Raw genomic sequence first — 19,918 nt, 5'->3', positions numbered from 1 at the left:
CGTCGACCCGCCGGTCTGCATGCACAGGTCGATCACCCACGCATGCGCTGCTCAACCGCTTCTAGGCGAGATCCAACAGCTTGGGGTGCTTACGGTCGTGTCGCACATGACCAACGAAGTCAACCGGATGCTCGGTATAGCCGTAGAGGTCGAGGACAAACCGATGAGAATTGGAAAGGTTCCGGTTCAAGAACATCACCACGCAGTACTGTCCCGCGGCGACCTGGCCAAACCCCAGGTGGGCCAATCCCTTGGCGTTCACCTGAGCCAACCCGCGGAATTCGTCCTGATGTGGTACCGTGGTGATCGCTCGCTGCAACGCACCAACGCAGTTCGCCGCCGAAGTGCCTCCCACCGAGCGAGCACCACCGCATGCTGCAAGCGCCATCGTGCACACTAACACCATGCACAGCCAGATCTTCTTCACGCTACCTCTCATGCAGACCACCTAACACAAAATAGCTGATCCAACCGATCGGAATCCAGACCCAGAAGCTCACCAAACGATACAGCAGTACAGCCGCGAACATCGCCGATGGTGCGCCACCAAAGGCCACTAGAGCGACCGTGATAGAGCCCTCAACCACACCGAGGCCTCCAGGCGTGATCGGGAGATTGGCCGCCAACGCGCCAAGAACGTAGGCCGCCGTCACGCCAACCAACCCCACGTGAGCATGCACCGCTATGAGGCTCAACACCAAGGTCGCGAGGTCGAACAACCAATTACCGAGTGCCCCGAAGGACGACTTGAGCAAGGCGGGGCGCGTGAACCGCATCTGGCCTGCCGAGCGCCGATTCTCCTGTGTCGCCTCAACCTTCATATGTAGGAGGGAGCGCACGCAGCTTGCTGCCCAAAACGCCAGAACCAAGAACCGATCAATTCGAACAATCGCACCAGCGGCCAACAATAACAACAACAACAGAATGACGATGTCAACGCCACTAAGGACGCTGGTGGCCTGTGTGTGGGCAACCAAAACAATCCCGAGTAACACGAGCAGTGCAACGATCGCCAACAGGTTGCCAGCCAGCAGCGCTGCAGTAGCCTCCAGGACACTACAACCTCGACCGCGTAACTTGCGATAGAGATATGCTACCGAGAAACCGGCCCCCAGTGGTATCGAGTCATTCATCGCGATCGCCGCCAACGATGCGCCGAGGAACCATCGGCGCGTAATTTTGGCAAGTCGCGTTGGCAAGAGATAGTACGTCATCAGGGCGTACGAGACATCCGACAGGACTTCAAGTCCAAATCCGACAACGACGAGACCAAGGGTCGCACTCGCGAGCACCTTGGCCGTACCACTGAGCTGACCGCGCTCACCATAGAGGACCGCTCCGGCAACGACCAACGCAAGAACACCGACGCCGATCTGCAGCACGCGTCGAGGCAAAGTCTTCACCGCCACGGAACCGAAGGACCGTTCGAACGCTGCTCCGTATCTACCTACCCGACTCGATAAACGTTTTTACTTACAGCAGACTAGAGGGCATACCGGGTCGTCCAGACCAGGCCACGAGCGACATGTTCGACCTCACTCATCGCCCCGTGGTATCGCAGGAACAGCAGGGCCCTACAAAACTTCGCCTCCAAAGACTATCTCCACCTACGACTCATCACCAGGAGCCCACAAGCACCTGAGCTGGTGTACCCTATGTGATGGAAGGTCTCGCCATGTCTTGATGATCACCGCAAACGGCTGCCCTTAGATCCCATGCCCACGAACCGACAAACAGGACCTCCACTCCTATCGACCAGCGCCGATCAATCGTGGACGGCGTCACGGCATGTAATCCTCTCTTGCGTTGACCAGAGATCTCATCGATCAGTGTCGATTGACCCTGCCAAATGGCCCTTACACTATTGCAAACCTGATAGCACCATGACGCTGGCTGGCGCCCCTAGCGCGTCAGCGTAGATCACCCACAACAACGCTCAAACACGTGACCCCGATCCTGCATGGACGAGGGCGAGCTGTGGCGATATTAGCGTATGGTTAGTGCGAACCCACCTTGCTCACAGGACGCAGGTGGGCTGGTCGATTAGGAATCGGTGAGAGAGAGGGATGCGAGTGGAGGAGTCTCCAACGGTCGCGATCGTTGGTGCAGGCATGGCTGGCTTGGCCACCGCGCACTATCTGGCGATCAACCACATCGACTTTGTGATCTATGAGGCCTTAGGTCGGCCCGGAGGACGCGTGGCCAGTTCTCATGTCGATGGTCTTACTCTCGATCGAGGATTCCAAATCATTCTGGAGGACTACCCGGAACTGCGTCGCCTCGTCGCGGTGCAAGAGTTGCCATTGCACCGCCTCTATCCGGGTGTCTACATTCCTCAACCTGGCGAACCACTGCTGCTTTCAGACCCCCGACGCGTTCCAGGAACCTATCGTGCCATGGCACAGACCATCACGAGCCTGGTGGGCATGCCAGGCCTGCGAGCGCTTGGCCGCTATCTTGGTGCGTCGGAGCCGACCATCGCCGATCTAGTAGCCCTCCTCCCTAAGCACCTCGGGGCTTCAGTTGTCGCCCCGCTCTTGCGAGGCATCACACTCGATCCAAGTCTCGGTAACCCATCGGACTTTGCGCGCTTCGTCATGGGTCGCTTCTTGAATGGCTACGCCTCGTTACCCACCGAGGGAATGGAACAGCTGCCTGCGATTCTCGCTTCTGAACTCAACGGCCATATCGAGTATCACCACAGAGTCACGTCGGTGGCGACGGGCACGCTGAGCTTCGAAGATCAGGTAAGCGCGCATCCCGACTGGATCGTCCTCGCCGTCGACCCTCCAGAGCTGGAACCACTTGTGGGACTTACCCTACCTCCAATGCACCGTGTTGGGTTTATCCACGTTTTGAGCGACACGCGCCTCTTTGGGGTGCCAGCGGTACTCTTACCTCCGCCAGAAAGCCCGATCTTCACCGCCGCACCGATGAGCGACATCGCACCGAGCTACGTCAACTACGACGCCCAACGACACCTCATCACCGCATCCTTTGACCCCAAGGCGTCTCCGGCGCAAGTCCATCAGGCCCTCGCCGATACCCTTGGGTGCCGGGCTGAATCCTTAGAGATCGTTGAGCTTGGCATTATCGAGCATGCACTCCCTCGACCCGCTCGGTGCGTTAGTGAGGTAGGCCACCACGTGTTGCTCGCTGGCGACTACCTCGAATCGCCGTCAATGAACGGCGCAATCGCCTCCGGTCGCAAAGCGGCCGAACGCATTATTCGTTCCACCGCAATCACGCCAAAGGAGCCCTAAATTCATGCTCAGAAAAAGTCCTCACCTTGAGCTCAAGGCCTCCTCGACGGGATCGACCCGTTCCGAGCTTCGGACCTTTGGTGATCGCAAGGTCATGTGGATCTCGTCGCGAGCAACGACCCGCCGCGGGGCACTCTCCGAACGCGACGGTGAACGAATTGCGCATGCCGCCTCCACGGCCGCCAGCATCGGCATCCCGATCGTCTGCGAGTTCTCCACCTCGGGAGCGAAAATCCAGGATGGTGTCGCAGCGCTGCACGGTTGGGGGGTCGCCGCCCGTGCACTTGCCCACTGTTCAGGAAGGGTGCCTATCCTGCTGGGGCTGACGGGACCAGCGGTGTCGGGGCCGGCACTGCTCCTCGGCCTCGCCGACTACGTCATCATTGCTCCAGACTCCTTCGCCTTTTTGAGCGGCCCCCAATCAGTCGCTGAGTTTACGGGGGTTTCGGTGACCAATCAGGAGCTGGGCGGAGCATCGGTGCTCCTCAATCGCTCCGGAGTCGCCTTTGATGTCGCTAACGATCGCCGCGATATCGAAGAGTCGATCTTGAACCTTCTCCACTACCTGCCCAACTCGACCGATGAGTTACCCACCAGGATCGAACCTCGAGACCCCGACGATATCGACCTCGCAGATCTGATGCCTAACCAGCCAACGGCGGCTTATGACGTCCGAGATCTCGTCAAAGGCCTGGTCGATGCCGATTCATTCTACGAGCTACGTGCCTCCTGGGCCAACCAGCTCGTGATCGGTCTCGCCCGTCTCGAGGGGCGCACGATCGGTATCATCGCGAATCAACCGAAAATCATGGCCGGTACCCTCGATATTCCGGCGGCCCAAAAGGGGGCAAGATTTGTCCGCTTCTGTGACTCATTCAACATTCCAATCCTGACACTGGTCGACACCCCTGGCTTCTTACCTGGTAAGGACGTAGAGTGGCGCGGGATGATTCGCCATGGGGCAGAGCTCGCCTTCTCCTACGCCGCCTGTAACGTACCAAGAGTCTGCCTGATCACCCGAAAAGCCTATGGCGGAGCCTACATCGTCATGGACTCCAAAGGAATCGGCAACGACATCACGTTTGCCTGGCCATCTGCCGAAATCGCCGTCATGGGTGCGCAGGGAGCCGTCGAGATCATCTACCGGCGAGCGCCAGCTGAGGAGCGCCTACGCCACCAACAAAAATACGAGGACGAATATCTCACACCTTGGCTCGCCGCCGAGCGTGGCTACGTCGATAACGTGATCGATCCCAACCTCACGCGTGCCCACCTCGTCCGCACGTTCGATCTGCTGGCCACGAAAAAGGAACAGCTGCGGAGGGCCAAGCACGCGAACTCTCCACTGTGACCAATCCTCTCACTCAAGGTGCAATCACAGTCCGTTGGACCTAACAACCAAGCAAGCCCTCGCTGCGGACGCTCCCATCACCTCCTTGGACACGCCAGCACCTCCCACGCTCGCGTCATCCATGCATACCATCAGGGCAGCGCGCCCAATTATCACGGGTCATAGCTGACGCGCCCTCTGGCGGCCAGCCATCTCGCGAGAGAGTCCGAGGCGCTCGTCGATAATACGATCGCGCCCACGTCGCTCATCAAGGCCTAACTCCGAAGCCGAATCGTAGACTCGACTTAATACCGTCGTAATAGCTCGAAGGCGATAGAGTTCCTGCCCAACGAATCGACCATTCGTGCGCTCCAATTCGCGCATGCGAGCGGTCGAGATCGATCGAACCGCCCCCTCGCGAACCCAACAAACCCCTTGACCATCCACGTTCAGGTCAAGACTCCTCACCAGCTCGTTTACTCCCGCCTCACAGATGTAGGCACGCTTCGCCTCGTGGTTTCCCTCCCGAGCCGGCCCGTAACGGACCACGTCAGTGCCCATCAATTGTGAGCCAAACGACGCCAGCCGTGTGGTCGACACACTGACCAATTGACGAGTCTCCTCAATATCGACCACCAGCTCACCACCCTTGATCCCACGCAGTGCCCCTTGTCGTCCATCATCTAATCTGACGAGCTCGCCATCAAAGAGCGGCATCGCCCCGAGAAATCCGGCTATCGCATCAGGGGAACGCTCTGCAACCTCGCGCCTTAGTTTGGCCGTCAACCCAGGCGATGGTGTCGCGAAATGGACTTGCTCACCACAGCCGGCCTGGACCCAGCGGTGACAGTCGTCAACGAAGGCATGCCAAACCGCGATTGCGCTTTCAGCAACCACAAGTGCCCGGCCCTGGTCATCTTGCATACCCATCAACATCGTGGAGCCGGCAGTTTGGGTACCCAAACCATTCTCGCGCACAATCGTACGCGACCTCGCCACCAAGGTTGCCAGTTCAGACGGCGAACAAACGTTGGCATCAACCACCAGTGTCGGCCCAATCGTCGATCGCCGATATTGACTGAATCCGACGACGAGTGCCTCCTCTTGCACAGTCCGAGTCGCCACTTGAACTGGCGTTCGGGCCGTGAGCCCGTTCGCCTCCAGCTCCCGGACCATCGCTGTCACTTCACGAGGTGCACGAACAACCTCAAGGTTGGCCATCGGCGTCTCCATCAACGCAAGTCGCTCCCTCACTGATAGCGAGCGATAGGCTTGACACAGTGTCCCGTTAAGGCCAGCCTTGACGCCACCCAGGTCGACCGCTTGCCCCAGGATCAGCTCCCTAGCCCGATCGGCACCCAATGCTCGACAGAATGCAATCTTGGTGGCTGCCGATATCCCAACAGCACCCTCTTCAATCGCAAAGGCGACCTCATTGAGCAAAGGGGCGTTCACCCGAACCCGAACATCCTTGCTAGCCATCGCCGGTGACCTCTCTCGGCTGTTCGCGTGTGCCTCGGCCTCCCATTGCTCGCGCAACTCCGTCTCAACATGGATCGTCTTTGGTTGACGAGTCGTGATCGCAGCAAGCTGGCGCGCTCGGCTCGAAGCATTCTCGGTGCTGAGAGCGAGCACCTCTCTCCGGCGCTTTGAAAACACCTCGTTCAGTCCTGGGTGTTGACCAACGATGTGCCACGGCTCTAGACCACGCCCGATCAGTTGGAGGCCAAGCGAGGCTAGTCCGGCCGCCAGCTCCGACCGATAGGCCAGCTCGTAGACGGCGAGTCCCCGCTGCCAACGGCCGTGCTCAAGCGCTACTCGATGTCCATCAGCCTCACCGACATTGGGAATAATTACGTGCGAATGCAGATGCGGATCACCGGCCCGCGAAAGCTTGTGCCCAACATCAAAAGCCCGCACTCCTTCGATCGGCCGAAGTCCACCGTCGGAGCCAACTTTCGCCGCGTCAACCCACAGCATCAAGGTTAAGGTCCGAGCAACGGCGTCATGATGCGCGCGCTCGATGTCCTGGCGCTGACTATCACTGGCCAATGCCCATTGGATCGACACTGCCTTCGGGGCAGCAACCGTGATATCGAGCGCTTTGATAGGGTAACGAATACCCAGGGTGGAGTCAAGGAGCGCCTCGACACCGACGGAATTAGCCTGAACCCGATCCCCAGCCCGTCCATACGCCAAGCAGAGGACATCACCTGATTCGTCGCTCAGCTCACGCTCGGAATAGTAGCTAAGCGATCCCCGTATCTTCGAAAGGCGCATCCCCACCCCCCTTTGGTTCTTCAACCGATGAGGGTGGGAGCACCACCAATACAGCACTTACCCTACAGGATCAAGACCTGCAGTGCATGACGCTACTGAATCCGACCTATCCACCGCCAATGTTAACAGCAGTGACTAGCTCGAATACTGCAATCGCCTAGAGAGCGGCTTGAGCAGCCTCAAACGCCTCCCGAAGAATTGCCACCATCTCGTCAAACTGCTCTGATTCACACACCAGCGGAGGTGAGAGTTGCACCACTGGGTCGCCACGATCATCAGCACGACAAATCAACCCGAGCTCAAAGAGTTTCGGCGTCAAGATGCCTCTCAGCAACCGCTCGGACTCATCATCGTTGAAGGTCTCACGAGTACTCTTGTCCTTGACGAGCTCAATGCCATAGAAGAAGCCGGCGCCACGGATATCGCCAACGATGTCAAGATCGCTCAACGTCTCAAGCTTGGCGCGGAACTCGCCCTCCTTGCTCTGAACATGTTCAAGCAGCTGATCGCGCTCGAAGATGTCGAGGTTTGCAAGGGCTACAGCGGCACTCACCGGATGCCCCGCAAAGGTGATTCCGTGCAAGAAGCTATTTTGCTCCTTCAAGAATGGCTCCATCAGCCGATCAGAGGCGAGCATGGCACCGATTGGCGAATAGCCCGAAGTCAGACCCTTGGCGCAGGTGATGATGTCCGGCTGATAGCCGTACTTCTGTGCGCCAAACCAATAGCCAAGACGCCCAAAGGCTGTGATTACCTCATCAGAAACTAACAAGATGTCGTATTTATCACAGATTTCGCGCACCCGCTGGAAATACCCCGGAGCTGGAGTGAAACAGCCACCGGCGTTCTGAACAGGCTCCAGGTATACAGCGGCAATCGTCTCTGGGCCTTCGAATTCGATCCGCTGCTCAATATCGTCGGCACAGGCGAGGTTGCACTGATCCAACATCGCGCAATCGATGCATCGATAGTGGTTGGTATTCTGTACCTTGATCGCACCCGGGACCAGCGGCTCAAACGGTGTCTTGATCCCTGGTAGACCAGTCAACGAGAGCGCCCCAAAAGTCGTTCCATGATAGGAAAGATTGCGAGAAATCACCTTCGTCTTCTCTGGCTTACCCATGAGCTTGAAGTACTGACGGGCAAGCTTCCAAGCCGACTCGACCGCTTCAGAGCCACCGGTCGTAAAGAACACCCGGTTGATATCACCGGGAGCAATAGAGGCCAACCGGTCCGCTAGCTCCACCGCGGGTTGATGCGCATAACTCCACAAAGGGAAATAAGCGAGCTCACTCGCCTGCTTGGCCGCCGCCTCCGCCAACTCGGTGCGTCCATGTCCCACCTGGACGACGAAGAGGCCTGCAAGCCCATCAAGATATCGCTTACCCCGACTGTCATAGACATACGGCCCCTGGCCCCGGACCATCACCGGAACCTCGTGGTCGGCATACGAGGACATCCTCGTAAAATGCATCCAAAGATGCTGACGCGCTGAATCTGAAAGTTCGTCTGTATTCATATTTCCTTTTCCTTTTCCTTCTCTGGGCACCACGGGTGCCACATCTTATGAGCACCAGAGGTGCCATACCTCACCGGCACCAGAGGTGCCATACCTCACCGGCACCAGAGGTGCCATACCTCGCAAGCAGCGCCGCACATGCAGCGAAGCCGCCTCCTGTTCACGACCAAACACACTCACATATGGGTTGCGACCAAACCTATCCAAACCTTAACCTCTCGACGTCAGCTGAAAGTGTCAGAGTAGGCAACGCATGTCGCTGTTAGGTTACCAGTAGTTGACATTTCCGTCGAGCATCCTTTAACAAGGCCTCAGCGCGTTCCCCAACTATAGGTCTGCTTCTCCAATCGCAAGTAGACATTTACTTCAGTCGAAACCACCCCCTCTAGCGTGCGAATTCGATCACTCATGAGCTCGAGCAGGTGCTCGTCGTTCTCACAAACCACCTCAAGAAGAAGGTCGTACCTACCAGCCGCAATCACGACATAATCGACCTCCGGCAACGCTGCGCATCGCTGGGCAACCGACGAGAGGTTGCCAGCCACCTTGAGCCCAATCATGGCTTGACGCATAAACCCCACTCTGGTGGGATCGGTCACCGCCACGATTTGCATGACTCCGTTGTCGATAAGACGTTGGACTCGCTGACGAACAGCGGCCTCGGAAAGCCCTACTACCTTTGCGAGCGCCGCATATGACGCCCTTCCATCCTCCTGCAGGAGCTCGATCAGCCGCTTTGATGTTTCGTCGAGGTTCATCGTCGGTGGGTTCGCCGCGCCCATCTCGCGGACCGCCGGTAAACCCTGTCCTCGAATGAGCGGAAACGTACGCTCCGCTCTATCGGCCCCGCCCCGATCTACCATTGGCTTACCCCCTTGACACCTTCACAACCTCCGCTCGACCGCAACTGCCTGGTACCGCTCACCTCACTCACGACGTACGCACCAAATCAAGTCTCAACCCAATCACGTCTCCATCGGATGACATCTTGAACGATACCGACGCCCAAACTCGGGGGGCATCGATCGACGTCAATCGAATTCGGACCGATCCTTCCAACTATTCTTATCCATAAATCCGGCTTCGTCAACCGAAAGCGCAATTTTTTAACCATAATTCTGCGAAATCCTTCGCATCGCTCGCCAGCCCAGCCTAAATGGTGTAGTGTAAGGTTCGGGCTGAAGTTACAGCTCTGCGCTCGAACAGCCTGGCGACGGTCAGCGGCGACTGTGTTGTGAAGGTGAAGGGTATCGGATTGGAGAGGTGCGAACAGCATCCGGTCAGACCATTAGATTTCAGCTCACGACGCCATACGAGCGAACCAAAAGTAGAGGAGGGTCAATGAGCGAACAGTTCAAAAATTACATCGGGGGTGACTTCGTTGAGGCACATTCCAATGAAACGATGAAGATCGTCAATCCGTCAACCGGTGAGGTCTATGCCACGTCGCCGGCTTCACGAGAGGCCGACATCGACCAAGCATTCCAGAACGCAGCGGCCGCGTTCGAGAGCTGGAGGGATTCAACCCCTTCCGAGCGAAGCCTTATGATGTTTCGACTCGCTGATGCCATCGAAGAGCACGCCGAGGAGCTCGTCCAGGCCGAGACGACCAACACCGGAAAGCCTGTTGCCCTTACCATGAGCGAAGAGATCCCTCCCATGGCCGATCAGATTCGATTCTTTGGAGCAGCAGCTCGAAACCTCGAAGGCAAGAGCGCTGGCGAATACATGGCGAACCACACGTCTTATATCCGCAGAGAACCAATCGGCGTTTGTGCTGCAGTCACACCCTGGAACTACCCGATGATGATGGCCATCTGGAAAATTGGCCCCGCCTTGGCAGCCGGCAACACCCTCGTATTGAAGCCCTCCGACACAACCCCGGCGAGCTCCACGATTCTGGCCCGTCTTATCGGAGAAATCTTTCCTCCAGGCGTCTTTAACGTCGTCCTCGGCGACCGAGATACCGGCCGTCTCCTCGTGAGTCACAAAATCCCTCAACTCGTCGCCATCACCGGCTCGCTGCGCGCTGGGCGTGAAGTTGCTACCGCCGCTGCCGCCGACGTCAAACGAGTCCACCTCGAACTCGGTGGCAACGCCCCTGTCGTTGTCTTTAACGACGCGGACATCGCCCGCGCTGCTGAGGGGATCGCTGGAGCAGGCTACTTCAACGCAGGCCAAGACTGCACCGCGGCTGCTCGCGTTCTCGTACAACGTGGCGCACACGACGCTTTTGTCGAGGCGCTGTCAAAGGTCGCAGCCGACACCAAGGTCGGTTCCCCTTCAGAAGAGGACGCCTACTTTGGCCCTCTAAACAACGTGAATCAGTACGATCGCATCCTAGGGCTGGTCGGACGCCTTCCCGATCACGCAACAGTAACCGCGGGCGGTGCTCAACTAGATCGTAACGGATACTTCTTTCCTGCCACCGTGGTTGATAACCTCCGCCAAGACGACGAGATCATTCAAAGTGAGATCTTTGGCCCGATCATTACCGTCCAGACTTTCGACACCGAAGAAGAGGCAATCCGACTCGCAAACGACGTAGAGTATGGCCTTGCTTCGAGCATCTGGACGCGCGACCATGGAACCGCGATGCGAGTTTCGCGGAGCCTAGACTTCGGTGCCGTTTGGATTAATACCCATATTCCGATCGTCGGAGAGATGCCGCACGGAGGCTTCAAGCACTCTGGATACGGAAAAGACCTGTCAATGTATGGGTTTGAGGACTACACCCGCATCAAGCACGTGATGAGCTATATCGGCAAGGACTAGCGACCAGCTCGTCCCTTCATCCCCCTAACAGCCCAAAGGGGGCCTCGACAAATCTGTAGAGGCCCCCTTTGGCTAGATTCCCGCCAACAACACCCGTCCTGTTCTACGCCATCCGCGAAGACTATCAGGGACGGCGCCCCGGCGATCCAAGCCATCGACCGGCAATACACGCCTAAGGGCGCACCCTACCCAAAAGACGAACCTACTCGAGGTGACCCACACCATGTGTGGCGCACCTAGTCACCAGATGGACCCACAAGTACTAAACGGTACCTATTGGCTGCTCATTCGCTCGGCGATAGATCAAACTGCTACCGCGCCCGAACCGGTGCAAGGCTTGGCGTACCCAGCAACCAGCCCAAGAGAGCAAGCCTGATCTAGCGGTGTGCTGTCGCCTCCACCGAAGCATTAAATCCGTCAAGGATGGTTGCAATCTGTTCTTCAGTAACGATCAGCGGAGGCATCCATCGGATGATGTTGCCAAAAGTGCCTGCATTCATCGCGATGATTCGGTGCGTCGAGAACAACTCGGCAAGGATCGCTGACGTTCTTGTGGCATCCGGTGCGCCAGTCACCGGATCGACAATCTCGACCCCAACCATCAGGCCGAGTGCACGAATCTTCCCGATCTCCTTGTGTGACTCAGCAACCTTTCGTAACCCCGCTTCTAGCTGAGCCCCGCGCTTCGCCGCATTCTCTACCAAGCCCTCATCCTCGATAACATCAATGGTCGCGATGGCTGCCGCCACACCGATCGGGTTGGCACCATACGTTCCACCGTGGCTACCGACTGTCCACTCCTTCATAATGTCGTAGGAGGATCCAATGCCAGAGAAGGGGAAGCCAGAGGCGATGCCCTTGGCCATCACCAAGATATCTGGGGTCACCCCGGCGTGCTGTACCGCGAACATCTTTCCAGTACGACCAAAGCCCGTCTGAACCTCGTCTGCGACAAACAGAATCCCATGACGGCTGCAACGCTCACGAATGGCCAGCAAAAACTCAGCAGGCGCAGGTAAGTAACCACCCTCACCGAGTACCGGTTCGATCACCATGGCTGCCGTCTCGCTAGGAGCAGTTTGGGCCGCCAACAAGTAGTCGAGGTAGTCGATAGCCTCTTGGAGGCTCGCTCCATCAGCACCACCCGCCCTTGGGAACCCAGGGAATAGCGAGACGAACACTCCGCTTGGAAGCGGTTGATAACCAGCTCGATAGCCAGTCCTCGAGGTCGTCATAGCCATCGCCTGCGCTGTGCGTCCATGAAAGCTACCTTGGAATACAATCACATTCGTTCGCTTGGTGTACTGACGAGCGAGCTTGACGGCCGCCTCGGTTGCCTCGGCTCCTGAATTCGAGAAGAAGAAGGTGTCGATCCCGTCTGGCGTAATTCTTTCCAAGCGATCAGCCAACTCCTGAAGTCGGTGATGCGTATAGATGTTCACCTGAGCGTGAATGAACTGCTGAGCCTGGTCAGCGATGGCTTTGGCCACTTTTGGATGGCTGTGTCCCGTCGAGGTCACGGCGATACCGGACGTCGCGTCAAGGTAGCTCGTCCCTTCAACATCAAAAACAACTGCCCCCTCCCCGCGAACGACGGTGAGTGGGGTCAACTTCGACCATACCGGTGCTAAATGTGCCATATCTCCTCCTGTTGCATCTTCGTCAATGACCCTATCCCAAATCTCTCGATACTTCTCTCGGCTGGGTCTAACCCAGTTGACCGATCAATGCACGCCGAAGCGTATCAAGCGAGGCGACCGGCAAACCTCGGTGCTCCAAAACATCCACAAACTGAGTCATCGCGAGCCCAGTGTTGATACCAAGATATCGCAAGGGCTCTGGCTCCCAAAGGCGCGGTGGACGGCGAAAGACCTGGCTAACTGGTGGGAGCGACGTTGGCGAGACCAACTGTTGTGCCACCAATCGGCCCATGAAGTTTGTCATCGCCACCCCGTCACCCGCATAGCCATATACCTTGATCGGCCCTCCATTGGCCTCAACCTCCATCCGTGGGAACCAATCCCGCGAAACGCCCAACGTCCCGCCCCAAAAGTCGTCAAAGGCCACATCGCTTATCTCAGGGAACAGCTCGCGAACGGTCGCCTCGAGCCTCGCGCGCATACCCTTCCCCTGCTGGGGGGCAGGAAGGATGGCAGATCCATAGCCGTAGGGTGCACCTCGACCCCCAAAGGCGATCCTCCGATCGGAGGTGATCTGCCCGTAGACTACCAAATTCCTCTCGTCGGCAAAACTCAAACCGAGCTCGGGGCTCCCGATAGCTCCATATTGATGATCGTTGAGCGGAGCGGTGACGACCATCATCGAATACAGCGGTAGGACAAGTCGGTGCCAATCGTTGAATTGAGCGGTATAAGACTCCGTGGCCACCACAATAGCATCAGCCTTGACACGCAATCCATTGGCCAACAAAACGTGATCACCAACGTCACTGACCTCGGTCTGTTCATAGATGCGCACCCCAAGCTCCTCAACACGATCAGCAAGGCCCCGCACGAGCTTGGCGGGTTGCACGGTGGCGCATTGAGGCTCGTAAAGGCCACCGATGACCTGGCTGGCTTTGAGACGGCGCTCGACACCACGAGCATCGAGTACGGTAGCACCTGATCCAGCCTCGCCTTGCAAGCGTCGCCACTGGACCCGATCACGGGCCAAAAGCAGGGTCCCTGCCTTGACGAAATCACAATCGATCGCAAGATCCTTGACCTGTTGAGCGACCTCATCGACCGTGGCCGCAAGTGCGTCACGCAACTCGACGGCGAGCGAATCACCGTACAGAGACCGCACCTTGGATAAGGACACGGGGAACAAGGCTGAAACCCAGCCACCGTTGCGCCCCGACGCTCCAAAGCCAGCAAACGATCGCTCGAAGACGGCGATCCGAAGATTAGGGTCACGCTCGGCAAGGTACCGCGCAGTCCACAACCCAGTCAACCCTCCACCAACGATAGCTACATCAAGATCGAGCGGTGAGCAAAGCGAAGCCCGCAGCCTCTGTTCACCAAGCTGGCGAAGCCAAAAACTCGGTAACGTGACCACGAGCTATCGCTCTCCCACTCGGTCTCGGCGACTACTTACCGAGAGCAGCCGCGACGACAGGGTGCACGATCGCTCCCTTGGCAACGTTGAGTGACCCTTGCAATGCGGGATCCTTGGGGTCCCGAGCAAGTCGCACAAGCTTCGGAGCAACCGCTGCTGACAGGGCCCTTGATGCAGTTCTGGGGTATTGACCAGGCACGTTGGTCACGCAGTAGTGGATCACCCCGAGCTCCTCATAGATCGGATTCGAATGTGAGGTGGGTCGTGACGTCTCGATGCAACCACCCTGGTCAATCGCCAAGTCGACGATCACCGAACCAGGCTTCATGCTGGCCACATGGTCACGTGACACGAGTTTCGGGGCCTTTGCGCCGGTGACCAACGCTGCGCCCACCACGAGGTCGGCATCCTTAACAGCCTGGCTGATGGCATGCTCCGAGCTTGCAAGCGTGGCGGTAATCGTTCCCTCTTGTTGTGCCATATAGAGCCTGTGTAGATCGATGTCCACGCCAGTCACCTCGGCGTCCATTCCTCGAGCGCCCCGTGCTGCCATCGTGCCTGCAACGCCCATACCGATGACGACCACTCGCGCAGGAGGTACGCCAGCAGATCCCCCGAGGAGTACTCCGGAGCCGTTAGCAAGATAGTGCGCCCCAACGATAGCAGCCGTACGCCCAGCGACCTCGCTCATCGGTGCGAGTAGCGGAAGACCGCCCTTCTCCTCAAGTGTCTCGTAGGCAAAAGCATCGATCCCACTATCGATCAAGGCTTTGGCGAGAGCTGGTTCGGCCGCCAGATGGAGATAGGCGAACAGGGTAAGGTCCTTGCGGAAATAACCCCACTCCGACTCTTGTGGCTCCTTGACCTTCACTACGAGGTCGGCTGCCCATGTCTCTTTGGCATTCGGCGCGATCTTGGCACCAACCGCCTCGTAGTCTGCGTTCGCAAAGCCCGCACCGACCCCGGCATTTGTCTCCACCCAGACGTCGAAGCCCGCCTGCACACAAGACTTGACGGCTGACGGGTCTAGAGCGACCCTACGCTCCCCGTCCTTAATCTCCTTGGGAAGACCGATCGACTGAACCATTCACTTACTCCTTCATCACTTGAGGCGACAGCTATCGCTGACGACAGCAGCCATCGCGGGAAAACGCGAGCGCTAATTAACCCACTCCTATGCTAGAACATCTCCTCCAGGGGTGCAAGCGATTCCCGCAAAAACCCTAATCCATTCGATCGATTCAATAGCGAAATCTCCAAAAATCACGGTTTTCCTCATGGTACCAGCTGACCGAACGCACAAAGGTGGAGGCAGGAGACGAATGAAGGGGCTATAAAAGCTATTCTAAGGGCCAGTGTCGTACTTTTCACCATCATTTAGCCAGCCATTCCCTCGGGCAGCAGTCTCCTCGATTGACCCGCTTGCGTCCCAAGCTGCGATTGACCTTTTGCGTCAGGGCGGATCCGCTGTCGATGCCGCCATTGGCGCCAATGCTGTCTTATCAGTCACCGCGCCCGACCAGTGTGGCCTCGGGGGTGATCTGGTCGCGCTTATTTTCTCTCCGCCCTCAGCGAGAGGACCTGCCCAGGTCCAATCGCTGCAGGCGATAGGACATGCAGGTGCAGGAGCCTCCGCCGATGCAGTACGGGCCGAGGGACATCAATCAATACCTCGCTCGTGTCTCGGCGCACTGACGGTGCCAGGCGCCGTCGATGGATGGCTTGCCTTGCATCACAAGTTTGGCAAACTTCGCTTCGATCAGGTAGTGGATAACGCGATCGGCTACGCTAACGATGGCTTCCCTGCGTCACCTCGTCTTCAAAGGAATTATGCGCAGCTCCGCGGGTTTGCGTCCGGCGAACCTCTCAGCGCCTTTCTCGCAAGGACAGCTACCCCAACACCAATTGTTCGGCGTCCAGGGGTAGCCCGTACGCTCGCGGCAATCGCAAAACTCGGTCGAGAAGGGTTTTACGCCGGCGAGTTCGGCGCCGAACTCATGAAGCTGGGCGAGGGCGTCTTTCGCCCTGACGACCTTGCTACCCCGATCGCAAGGTTTGCCGATCCATTGACGGCCACGATCTTTGGACACACACTCTCAACAAATCCGGCGCCAAGCGCCGGGTACCTCATTCTCGGGGCCTTGGCAAAACTCGACGCCATGCCGACCAAGGTCGGTACCCCAGACTGGTATGCCAGCCTGATCAATGCCTTCGTCACCACCTCATGGATGCGTGCCTACCATCATGATACAAGCGATCTCAAGGCGGTGTTGGACGGTACCGTCCCTGCCTCCACCCCGCGCACCAAAACGATCGCCGCTGGTCCTGACACGACGGCCATCACCGCAATCGACGAGACTGGGCTGGGCGTCGTCATTGTCCAATCAAATGGACACGCCTTTGGCTCACGACTCGCCACCCCAGACACCAACATCTTTATCCATGATCGGGGGGCAGTAGGGTTCAACCTCATATCCGGTGATGCCAACGAGCTTGCACCAAGAAAGCGTCCACGCCATTCACTCGCACCTATCATCGCCCAAACCAAGAGTGGCGAACTCGCGATGCTGGCCGGGACCATGGGAGGGGATCGACAGCCAAGCATCCTAGCCCAGGTCGTTACCGCGGCACTTCGCGACGGACTCGGACCCAGCGATGCGCTCATTCAGCCGCGCTTTGCCTTTAGCTCCCCCTCGTCGAACGAGCTATCGGGTTTTGATACCTTTGATGGCAACGACAAACCGCTCCTTACGATCGAAGAGCATCTCGAACCCTCGGTCCTAGCAGAACTCAAGGAGCAACTGGGGCCAATCGCACAAACCCCTGCATTCGCCTCAGAGTCTGGGGTGGCACATCTGAGCATTCGACACGTAAGCGGCTGGATCACCGCCTCGGATCCGCGCTCAGAAGCGGTTGGTATCGCTGGCTACTGACCACACGTTGGGATCGACCGCGGTCGCGATCGACTTCGCTGAAACTGGTTCATCTTGGCGAGCAGCGTCGGCAAAAGCCGAGTACGGTTGACACCATGGGGATCAGAGCCGTACCAGCCATCACCAGCCCTTTGAGCTACAGCGTCGGAATCAACCACTACACCGTGGATCCTGCCGTCGTCAAGATAACCACCGGTATCGTTCCTGATGCCTTTCGGTCCGAACTGACCGAGCTTGGCCAATTCGTTGGTGATCAGCTGCTACCAGTCGGCAACGATATTGATCACAACTCTTCGGTGGAGCTCATCAGCCACGATCTCGATGGCAACCGCATTGACCAGGCACGACTCACTCATGCCCATCGCGCCATCTACGAACAGCTCCGTGACGTCATCGACACATGGCAAAGAACTGCGGGCTTTGTCGGACATTTCCTTCAGGGCTACTTGATCGCCGATCCTGGGTTCTACTGCCTCCTCACGCTTTCGACGCAGGTCGCCAATGCACTAGGGCTCCTGCACCCATCGCCAGGGAAGTATCTGCAACGGCTGACGAAGGGTCCCAGCTGGGGTGGGACCTGGTTTACCGAGACGCATGCCGGAAGCGACCTTGCAGCAAGTCGCACTCGAGGAAGGCGAACCGCGAATGGCTGGCAGCTCTTTAGCGGCGACAAATACTTTGCCAGTGGCGCTGGAATGACCGATCTCGCCCTCACGAGCGCCTATCCCGACGGCGCAACGTCTCTGCGCGACCTCCATCTCTTTCTTGTGGACCGCGATGCCAGCGAACAAGGTCCAAGCTTCACCGTTCGGCGACTCAAATCGAAGCTCGGCACCAGAGCCATCCCAACCGGAGAGGTCGAACTCGACGAGACTCCCGCAATCCTGTTGGCTGGTGCCAACGATGGTATCTATCGTGTCCTCCAAAGCCTCACGCTCGCCCGTATAGCCAACGCCATAGCCAGCGCGGGCGTCGCAAGGATCGCCACAATCGAAGCCACAATACGCGGTGACCGCAGGAGTGCATTCGGAGCCCAGCTTGCCCAACACGCGCTTTTCTCGCGAGACTTGCTCACCATGCGCCTGGCCCATCTTGGCATCACCGCGCTCGCGCTCTTGGGTGCCATCTCCTTTGCCTCAAGCTATGACTTTACTGATCGCAACGATCCCGACTACCTCGTGTTGCGTCTGCTCAGCCACGCCACCAAGACTCACACCGCCCAACACGCCATCTCCATCACGCAACAGGCACTTGAGTGTTTCGGTGGCCTTGGGTTCCTCGAGGACTTTGCGATCGCTCGCTGGCATCGTGAGGCACTCGTCTTGCCGATCTGGGAGGGTAGCTCCAACATCCATGCGCTCGATGCCGCAGAAGTCATCCGTCATCCGGAGGCGGCCAACGGTATTCGCCATCTTCTGGGCACTTGGGTTCCCGACTCACTGCGGTCGATGGTTCTCAAGCAGGCGGAACAGGCAATCGGTAATTTTAACGGTGAACCCTGGCACTTCAAAGAAGCACTCGCAGCGCTAGGACAGTGTCTTGAGATTGCGGCACTCGGCCGATTCGCTTCGCTCGTACCTGAGCTCGAAGATGTCGCGGCACTGCGCTGGAGTTATCTCCAGACAGGGACGTTGCCGACATGGCGCCTCCCCGAAGCCCTGCAACTCAACTGCCAATAGTCAACAGCCGACGATGAGTCACGGGCGTTGAACTATCCTGACACTGCTAATGGGGATCTGTCAGCCAAGATCCGTCCACCGAGATGACCATCACTCGCTTTGACCGCGATCGACATCAACCGTTGATTGGGCCGTCTACGCTGCGCAGGCTTATCGCAGAGCGCCCACGTTGCACGCTGACAAACTCGGCGATGATCGCCATCGCGGTCTCAGCACTCGTTCGTGAACCAATATCGAGCCCAGCGGGTCCATAGATCCGCGCAAGCTCATCTTCGAGACCAACATCGGCGAGTCGTCGTCGTCGTTCGGCCTGTGTGCCCCTCGATCCCAGGGATCCAACGTAGTCCACCTCGGTGTTGCGCAACAGGTCTTCAAGGATTGGGGTCACCCGATCGTGATCATGGTCGAGAACAACGACGCCGTCGGCTGGTCCCAAGATCGGAATTGGACCCTCTTTGTCGAGCACCACTGTCTCAAAACCCAGCAACGCCCCTTGTTCGCAAAGCGCCCCGGCGAGGGCTCCCCCACCGATCACCACCAGTCTTGAGCTCGGCACAAAGCATTGGAGATGATAGCGCTGGTCGTCAAATTCAACGACACTCACGCCGCTACGCCCCCGCGCCAAGAGGGCGAGCGCAGCGTCAACCGCCTGACTCTCTACCCGATCACCCGGACCGACGACCGTAACCGAAACCGGGCAGAGTTCGGCATCGACATGAGTCACCAGCGCGAAGGGGCGACGAGCGACGAGGTATCGGACCATGTCGCTCACCCAACTCCATGGATGTACTATCACGCGAACCGTCCCGCCACAAGCGAGTCCACTTGCGACGGCCTCAGGGTCGCCAATCTCGCCAATCACACTCCGAGGTCGAGAGGATCCATCGCCAGCGACCAATCGCTGCGATAGCTGTGGAGCCAGCACGGCACCGACGTAGTGATCACCTATCGCCACCATGAAGTCACTCGCGCGATCACCGCCACCGAAACCCGTTATTTCATAGAGGCGCATCACCGCGGCATCGGAAGCAGGCCCAGCCTGCTGGAGCGGACTCAACTCTTCAAAGGTCATAATCTCACCT

The 19,918-nt window shown here is 58.1% G+C and carries 14 protein-coding genes; 5 read left to right on the top strand and 9 right to left on the bottom strand.

Features of this window, described 5'->3' with window-relative positions; translation table 11 throughout:
• Positions 1-61 precede the first annotated feature (61 nt).
• Positions 62-439: a hypothetical protein gene (locus MP439_01695; protein MCI2974777.1), complete on the bottom strand. Its 378-nt coding sequence runs from the start codon at positions 437-439 to the stop codon at positions 62-64.
• Positions 429-1,409 carry a flippase-like domain-containing protein gene (locus tag MP439_01690; protein ID MCI2974776.1) on the bottom strand — a complete coding sequence of 327 codons (981 nt, stop codon included), beginning with the start codon at positions 1,407-1,409 and terminating at the stop codon, positions 429-431. The genes MP439_01695 and MP439_01690 overlap by 11 nt, the downstream gene beginning before the upstream one ends.
• 663 nt (positions 1,410-2,072) lie before the next feature.
• Here MP439_01690 and MP439_01685 point away from each other — a divergent pair.
• The gene (locus tag MP439_01685) at positions 2,073-3,263 is read left to right on the top strand and encodes an FAD-dependent oxidoreductase (GenBank protein ID MCI2974775.1); all 1,191 of its coding nucleotides are present in this window, start codon (positions 2,073-2,075) and stop codon (positions 3,261-3,263) included.
• 4 nt (positions 3,264-3,267) lie between these two features.
• Complete coding sequence (locus MP439_01680) at positions 3,268-4,614, top strand: methylmalonyl-CoA carboxyltransferase (protein ID MCI2974774.1); 1,347 nt, start codon at positions 3,268-3,270, stop codon at positions 4,612-4,614.
• 159 nt (positions 4,615-4,773) lie between these two features.
• Here MP439_01680 and MP439_01675 read toward each other — a convergent pair whose 3' ends face one another.
• The 3 genes from MP439_01675 to MP439_01665 all read right to left on the bottom strand — a co-directional run bounded on the left by MP439_01675 (position 4,774) and on the right by MP439_01665 (position 9,255).
• Positions 4,774-6,873: a relaxase domain-containing protein gene (locus tag MP439_01675; GenBank protein MCI2974773.1), complete on the bottom strand. Its 2,100-nt coding sequence runs from the start codon at positions 6,871-6,873 to the stop codon at positions 4,774-4,776.
• 157 nt (positions 6,874-7,030) lie between these two features.
• Positions 7,031-8,392: an aspartate aminotransferase family protein gene (locus MP439_01670; protein ID MCI2974772.1), complete on the bottom strand. Its 1,362-nt coding sequence runs from the start codon at positions 8,390-8,392 to the stop codon at positions 7,031-7,033.
• 311 nt (positions 8,393-8,703) lie between these two features.
• A complete protein-coding gene (locus MP439_01665) occupies positions 8,704-9,255 on the bottom strand; it encodes an Lrp/AsnC family transcriptional regulator (protein ID MCI2974771.1) in 552 nt (183 codons plus the stop codon).
• Between the two features lie 478 nt (positions 9,256-9,733).
• Between MP439_01665 and MP439_01660 the strand changes: the two genes are divergently transcribed.
• Entirely contained in the window at positions 9,734-11,167 is a 1,434-nt protein-coding gene (locus MP439_01660) for a gamma-aminobutyraldehyde dehydrogenase (protein ID MCI2974770.1), read from the top strand.
• Between the two features lie 377 nt (positions 11,168-11,544).
• On the opposite strand, the gene MP439_01655 is transcribed toward MP439_01660, so the two are convergent.
• From MP439_01655 to ald, 3 genes are all read right to left on the bottom strand, one after another.
• The gene (locus MP439_01655; GenBank protein MCI2974769.1) at positions 11,545-12,807 is read right to left on the bottom strand and encodes an aminotransferase class III-fold pyridoxal phosphate-dependent enzyme; all 1,263 of its coding nucleotides are present in this window, start codon (positions 12,805-12,807) and stop codon (positions 11,545-11,547) included.
• 67 nt (positions 12,808-12,874) lie between these two features.
• Positions 12,875-14,224, bottom strand: coding sequence for an FAD-binding oxidoreductase (locus MP439_01650; protein ID MCI2974768.1), 1,350 nt, complete (start codon positions 14,222-14,224; stop codon positions 12,875-12,877).
• A 31-nt stretch (positions 14,225-14,255) separates the two neighbouring features.
• The gene (ald, locus tag MP439_01645; protein ID MCI2974767.1) at positions 14,256-15,311 is read right to left on the bottom strand and encodes an alanine dehydrogenase; all 1,056 of its coding nucleotides are present in this window, start codon (positions 15,309-15,311) and stop codon (positions 14,256-14,258) included.
• A 268-nt stretch (positions 15,312-15,579) separates the two neighbouring features.
• Between ald and MP439_01640 the strand changes: the two genes are divergently transcribed.
• Together MP439_01640 and MP439_01635 are read left to right on the top strand one after the other, a co-directional pair.
• Positions 15,580-17,157 (top strand): gamma-glutamyltransferase, encoded by a 1,578-nt coding sequence (locus MP439_01640; protein ID MCI2974766.1) that lies wholly within the window; start codon positions 15,580-15,582, stop codon positions 17,155-17,157.
• 95 nt (positions 17,158-17,252) lie between these two features.
• Complete coding sequence (locus MP439_01635; protein MCI2974765.1) at positions 17,253-18,836, top strand: acyl-CoA dehydrogenase family protein; 1,584 nt, start codon at positions 17,253-17,255, stop codon at positions 18,834-18,836.
• A 115-nt stretch (positions 18,837-18,951) separates the two neighbouring features.
• On the opposite strand, the gene MP439_01630 is transcribed toward MP439_01635, so the two are convergent.
• Positions 18,952-19,908, bottom strand: coding sequence for an XdhC family protein (locus MP439_01630; GenBank protein MCI2974764.1), 957 nt, complete (start codon positions 19,906-19,908; stop codon positions 18,952-18,954).
• Between the last annotated feature and the right edge of the window lie 10 nt (positions 19,909-19,918).

Origin of the sequence: Ferrimicrobium sp. (assembly GCA_022690815.1) — a bacterium.
Lineage (GTDB): Bacteria > Actinomycetota > Acidimicrobiia > Acidimicrobiales > Acidimicrobiaceae > Ferrimicrobium.
The sequence above is the reverse complement of the archived record's forward strand: the minus strand, read 5'-3'. Positions and strand labels throughout refer to the sequence as shown.